The organism is Anaerolineae bacterium (assembly GCA_016931895.1).
Classification (GTDB): Bacteria; Chloroflexota; Anaerolineae; order 4572-78; family J111; genus JAFGNV01.
Genome location: JAFGDY010000271.1, coordinates 1 through 6,246, shown reverse-complemented (window position 1 = coordinate 6,246; position 6,246 = coordinate 1). Strand labels below are relative to the sequence as shown.

The window sequence follows — 6,246 nt, the reverse complement described above, 5'->3', positions numbered from 1 at the left end:
CCAATATGTAGGGGCGAATCCTTGTGGTCGCCCTGGGCAGGCACAAGACCTGCCCCTACACCACGGAAATTCTGGAAGAACCGAAATTACTACACCCGGCCAACCCCAATGACTCGGCCGTCACCGACGGATGACGACGGGCGAACGACGAAATTTGGTCATTGGTCGTTGGTCAGAATGTCAAAATATGGCCTGGCCCGATAGTAAACCTGGAAATAAAACGTCCGGCCTCCAATAGGGCGTTTTTTTATGGCCCGCTCTATGTTCTAAACAAATAAAAGTTAAACAATTGAGGTAACAGGCAATAAATATAGAGATTTCCCCTATAAAAATCTATTGCCTATTTGTTTAAGAGTGTAGTATACTTTTGAGAACAATGTGAGGGGACAGTGCATGATGGAGGATATCTATGAACACTGCTTTAACTTTTTTAAAAAGGTTTTTTAGCCAAAACATGCCCCGGATATTGCTGACCGGGGCCGAACAGACCATGCGGGCCTGGGCCAGGCGCATTTACACTTTAAGCGAAGTGCCTGAAGTTTACCGGGAATTTTTTGAACCGCTGCCCGTGTTTCCGTATACCGTGCTGACGCCCTCTTACGAAGGGTTTTTGGCCCGGCTGAATCCTAAATTGGTTTGTACTTTGGCTAATCAAATTTACGTTTTGGAACATCGCTCTAACCGGCTGGAGGTAACGTGTTATCCACTTGCAGAGATAAATTATATTGAAGCCGGCACTATTCTCTTAAAATCGTGGCTTAAAATTAGCGGCGTCACGCCCAATGGTTTGGTTGCTTCCTCCTTTCAATTCAGCGCAGTAACCCAGCCCTTTTTTTATCCCATTATCGAGCCGGCCAGATTAATCTCGCCCTCATCTAACCCGCCCGCCGATCTCCAGGTTGAGCGGGAAAAGTTTACTTACCTGCTCAATCTACATTTCAAATTTATGAATTACGCCCGCCGCAGCATTTTGCCCGGCGAACAGGTTATTGCCAGCCTGTTGCAGCCTGAAATTCAAACCAAGGTGTTGGCCCTGTTCAACAAAACCTTTTATCATACCGTCTCCCCGGCCCACCTGAGCATTTTAACCGACCGGGAACTCATTTTGATCAAAGAAGACCCCCAAAAATGGACCGGCAGCGATACGCGCTATGGCGGTATCTGGACCTACATTCCCCTGAACAGAATCACGGCTGTGTCGCTGCTTGAGCGCGACAGCAACACCCTCACTTTAACCATTCACCTGCCCCAAAATGACGCCGTGAGCGCCATCTTCGCCCTTACTAACCAGCCGGAACTGGAGCAATTTGTGGCCCAGTTAGAGTCAATGCGGCATGGCTTGGCCTGATTAATACTACAACCAGACTTTCAGAACCTTGCCTCAAAAATCAGCGCGAGGACGCAAGGCCGCAAAAATCAAAAAGTTAAAACCTTAAAACCTGCCAGGTCTCTTACCCAAAATATTGGACAGCTCTGGCGATTTTTTGATTGACATGGCCTTTGGAATATGTTAAAATTCTCAAGGTAAATCTTTCTCTTTGCCATTTCCCTGCTCTACTTTCAGCCACCTTATGTTATTACCACTCAACCGAACGCCTGAACCAGACTACTCGGAGCGTTTGTAATAGCCTAACAGGTACAGTATCCACAAGTTACCCAAACCCCTGCCGGGTGTTCCGGCGCAACTGCCATACAAAATTGCCAGGTGAAACATCATGGATGATGCAACGGTACACGTTGATGATGTGGGCGAACTGAGCGACAAGCACCTGATTGTTTCCTGGCCAGGCCATCAAATGATGGCGCCCCTGGCCAGGCCGGAGGTGCGGTTGGGACGCTCCCGGGAGGGCAATCAGATTGTCATCAACTACCCGGTTGTGTCTCGTTATCACGCTACGCTAAAATGGGAAAAGGGTGGTTATCACATTGTTGATGGCCAGGTCCGTAACGGCGAGCACCAGCCCAGCACCAATGGCCTCTATTTTCGGGGTAAGCGTATCACCAAACGCAAACTGGAAAACGGCGACATTATCCGGGTGCCGGACCGTAATGAGAATTTCATCACGCTCATGTATTTCGACCGCTCCGCCGCCCCCCCCGCGGAAATCGAGCGGGTCCGGCTGGGCCGCGAAATCAGTTTGGGCCGGGATAAACGCAACGCTTTCCCCCTGCACGACCCCACCATTTCCCGCTTTCATGCCACCATTTCTCCGGCGGCGGGAAAAGGCCACATTCTGCGAGACTTGAACAGCCAGAATGGCACTTACGTTAACGGGCAGCGTATTTCGCGGGTAGAGCTACACGAGAACGACGTTATTCAAATTGGCTCTATCCAACTGCGATATGACGGTCTCCAATTAATTCCCGCCGACCTGCGCCGGGAGGGTATCCGGCTGGAAGCCATTGCCGTACGCAAGCAGGTCAAAGTCAAAAAGGTCCAACCCACCGATACCGGTTATAAGATTTTGCTCGATGATGTCTCGTTGGCGGTTCATCCCCGTGAATTTGTGGCCATTGTTGGCGGCAGCGGCGCGGGTAAATCCACCATGCTCGACGCTCTCAACGGTTTTCGTCCCGCCGAAGGGCAGGTGCTCATTAACGGCGACGACCTTTACCAAAATTTTGACGCCTACCGGCAAAGTATCGGCTATGTGCCCCAGGATGACATTATTCACCGGGAACTGACCGTGGCGGAAGCCCTCCAATACGTGGCCTTGCTGCGCCTGCCGCCGGACACCCCCGACGAGGAAATCAAAGAGCGTATTGACGACGTGCTGGAACAGGTGGCCATGTCCGACAAAAAAAACCTGCTGATCAGGCAACTCAGCGGCGGGCAGCGCAAGCGGGTCAGCATTGCCGTGGAACTTATTGCCGATCCCGGCATCCTTTTTCTGGACGAACCGACCTCCGGCCTGGACCCCGGCCTGGATAAAAAGATGATGTTCACCCTCAAGCAGGTGGCCAATTCCGGCAAAACCGTGATTCTGGTTACGCACGCCACCGGCAACATTGCCGAGTGCGACCTGGTGGCTTTTTTGGCCGTGGGCGGGCGATTGGTCTTTTACGGCCCGCCCAAAGATGCGCTCAGCTTTTTTGAAGTTGACGATTTTGCCGAAATCTACAATAAAGTAGAGCAGGAGCCGGATAAATGGTTTGACGCTTTTCAAGCATCTACTTACTACGAGTTGTACGTTCAGAAACGATTAGGCCCGGCTTGCCCTCATTGTGGCAGTTCGGTTAAGGCGGGCCAGAAGTTCTGTAATAATTGCGGGCACAAGCTAGCGACTGCCGGCGATAAAGAGCAGGTCAAAAGAGGGGCAGCCCGCAAAAGGGGGGACAGCCTGCCCAAAAAGATGATCACCGCCCTCCGGCAGATGGTCATCCTTTCCCGGCGTTACTTGACTATGCTGGTCAGAGATCGTCGTAATTTTCTCTTCCTGCTGTTGCAATCGCCCATTATTGCCCTATTGCTCTTTTTGGTGATTGATCCCGGTTTGTTTGGCAAAGGTATCGAAACAGAAGTCAACGACGTGGCCGCGATCCAGAAAATCCTTTTTGTGCTGGCCTGCGTGGCGACGTGGTTTGGCATTATCAATTCCGTGCGGGAAATTGTAAAGGAGTTGCCCATTTACCGGCGCGAGCGACTGGTCAACCTCAGTGTTTCGGCTTACGTTTTTTCCAAGTTGGTGGTGTTATTGGGCTTGAGCTTGGTGCAGTCGTTTTTGCTGGTGCTGATTGTACATTTACGTTCCGGTTTTCCCTGGACTGGCTCCACCTTTTTGCCCGGTCTGCTGGAAGTTTTTGTATCCATTGTCCTGGTTACGTTTACCTCGGTTTGTTTTGGGCTGTTCTTATCGGCCGTGGTGGGCCGGGAAGACCGGGTAATGAGCATTATGCCGCTGTTCCTCATCCCGCAAATTGTCTTTGCCGGGATTGTGTTTGCGCTGGAGGGGGGGGCCAAAGTAGTGTCGTGGGTTACGTTCAGCCGGTGGGGCATCGAGGCGTTAGGTTCCAGCGTGAATTTGCCGGAGCTAAGAAAATTGGCCAGTTATTCCACCCCGGTTGATGAACTGCCGTTTGCATTTGCCCACACCCCGGCCTATCTGCTGCAAAATTGGGCCATTTTGTTTGGTTTTGCCCTGTTGTCAATTATTTTGACTCTTGTAGCTCTGAAACGTCAAGATGTAAATTGATCGTTTAGTCATCTGTAGAACCGGTTATTAACCCGTTTTACCCTAGTAGATTTTGTGGAGGATACTGATGTCAAAATACTGCAAAAATGTAATTAAAGCCTGGGTCATCATTGTTGTCATTTTGACCCTGTGGCCGGCGGCGCTGGCCGCAGCTCCAACGGAACCAGCCCCGTTGGATTACCCGCTGCTGGAAATACCGCGAGCGCAGGGAGAGCCGTTCCAAATGGCCAGCAGCTACGAATGGTCGGCGGAAACCGGGCCGGCGCAATGCCCCGATCCCCCCCTGTTCAAGAATGGCACGCGCGTAGTATATAGCTACATTCCCGGCATTCTCAATCAACAAGTGGAGGCGGTGGTGCTGTGGTATGAACTGGATGAGAACGGCAACCCCACCACCAAAGACCCCATTGCCTCTGGCCAGGCGGTGCTGGCCGCCAACACCATGCCCAATGCCTCGCTCTCATTTGGTAAGGGCGCCAAAGGCATTTTTGGCGCGTATATGTTTGTGCAAGACGGCAGCGAATGGGTGCTATTTGGCACGGCTATCTTTGGCATTGCTTACCCCGGGGTTGAAGCGCCTGCGCCCGGCGCCTGCCCCCTACCCGAAACCGGCAGCAGGGATACCGGCGGCGAGACTGCCCCCGCGCCCGGCAGCGCCCCGTTAAATATCAGTTGGTCGCCCCAGATGACTTATGAGAGCCGCCAGGGCGAGAGCCGGTGGTGCCAGATGAGCATGACGTATCAAAACAACAGCGGCCAGACCTACAATTGGCCGCAGTACCGTCCCGCGTTTCTTATTCTCAATGGGGATGGCTCGGAAGATGGCTGGTATTACGCCAATTATTACGCTAAAGAGGATGGTTGGGAGAATGGCATCTCCGGCACACCGCCGCCCATTCCCTCCGGCACTTCGGCGGATTGGACCTGGTACTCTGCCACCGGTTGGGCCGGCCAATATTGCGCGGCTGTAGCCGTGGCCTATGGGGATTGGGTTTACGTGGCCTTTTACGACGCCCAGGGCACGCTGACGGGCGCAGAGGTTTATCCGCCAGAGTAAAAAGAGTCAGCGTGTCAGGAATTCAACGAATGAAATAATCATTCACCATTAATCATTCACCATTCACAATTATTTAGGGAGAACGATGATGCGCCAGATTATGATGTGGATAAGTTTATTGTTGCTGATAGTGGGAGTAGCGGCCTGCGGTGACCAGCAAACGCCGCCGCCCCAGGAAGGGCCGCCGGGCGATGAATTGGTCGCCAAGATGAAGGAGGCGGTGAAGGCCGTCAACAGCGCCCATTTTACGGTGCAGTTTCAAGTGGCTTCGGCCAGAGGCCCGGTTAAGGGCGAGGTTGAATTTTGGGGCGAGCGCCCGGACAAAATGCGGGCCGAGGTGAGCGGCGAACAGCCCAGTATTGATGGCCTTATCGCCGTTACCGATAGCCAGAAGGGGTGGGCCTATAACCCCAGGGAAAAGCTGGTGCTTGTAGCCGATACCAGCCAGTACAAATCTCAACTGCGCGACCAACCCGAATTGCGCGAAATTGTCACTTTTGGCGAAAAGATTATAGACCGGGGCTTTGATGATACCGAGGCGGTCAACCTGGGGGCCGAACAGGTCAATGGCCGGGATACCTACAAGGTGCAGGTCACTTATGGCCAGCCGGCCGACCCTGAATTGGATTTAGAGGGGGTCACTGCCATTTTCTGGATTGACCAGGAAACTTATCTACCGCAACGAATTGAAATGAACATTGAGCGGGGCACCTTTACCGCCAGCGGTTTTGCCGTGTTAAAGGGCGACATCGCCCAAGACCAACCCATTGACCCGGCCCAATTCGCCTTCACGGTTCCAGCAGGCGCTACTGTGCTTGACCTGTCGGAATTGCCTCCTTTGCCTACCTTGTCAGATTTGCCGAAAGTGCAGTAAATATCTTGATAATATTCCGTTAACTATATTGACCGTTAGCTAGTTTCTGGTGCAAAAGTGTCGATTGAGTAGAATAGTCGGAGGTGAACCAAAGGAGACCAAAGACTATGCTACGAGATCGT

Annotated in this window: 4 protein-coding genes; all 4 read left to right on the top strand. The window is 52.4% G+C overall.

From position 1 onward, the window contains the following. Window positions 1-409 precede the first annotated feature (409 nt). The 4 genes from JW953_20780 (at window position 410) to JW953_20765 (ending at window position 6,124) form a co-directional block, all read left to right on the top strand. The gene (locus JW953_20780; GenBank protein ID MBN1995139.1) at window positions 410-1,348 is read left to right on the top strand and encodes a hypothetical protein; all 939 of its coding nucleotides are present in this window, start codon (window positions 410-412) and stop codon (window positions 1,346-1,348) included. Between the two features lie 367 nt (window positions 1,349-1,715). Then, window positions 1,716-4,193, top strand: a complete 2,478-nt coding sequence (locus JW953_20775; protein ID MBN1995138.1) for an FHA domain-containing protein — start codon at window positions 1,716-1,718, stop codon at window positions 4,191-4,193. A gap of 67 nt (window positions 4,194-4,260) precedes the next feature. After that, a complete protein-coding gene (locus JW953_20770; GenBank protein MBN1995137.1) occupies window positions 4,261-5,250 on the top strand; it encodes a hypothetical protein in 990 nt (329 codons plus the stop codon). Window positions 5,251-5,335: 85 nt separating this feature from the next. Further along, window positions 5,336-6,124 (top strand): outer membrane lipoprotein carrier protein LolA, encoded by a 789-nt coding sequence (locus tag JW953_20765; GenBank protein MBN1995136.1) that lies wholly within the window; start codon window positions 5,336-5,338, stop codon window positions 6,122-6,124. Window positions 6,125-6,246: the final 122 nt, after the last annotated feature.

Excerpts from the sequence above, each read along its gene's own strand:
- JW953_20780 (MBN1995139.1), top strand. The coding sequence starts at position 410 with ATGAACACTGCTTTAACTTTTTTAAAAAGGTTTTTTAGCCAAAACATG.
- JW953_20775 (MBN1995138.1), top strand. The coding sequence starts at position 1,716 with ATGGATGATGCAACGGTACACGTTGATGATGTGGGCGAACTGAGCGAC.
- JW953_20770 (MBN1995137.1), top strand. The coding sequence starts at position 4,261 with ATGTCAAAATACTGCAAAAATGTAATTAAAGCCTGGGTCATCATTGTT.
- JW953_20765 (MBN1995136.1), top strand. The coding sequence starts at position 5,336 with ATGATGCGCCAGATTATGATGTGGATAAGTTTATTGTTGCTGATAGTG.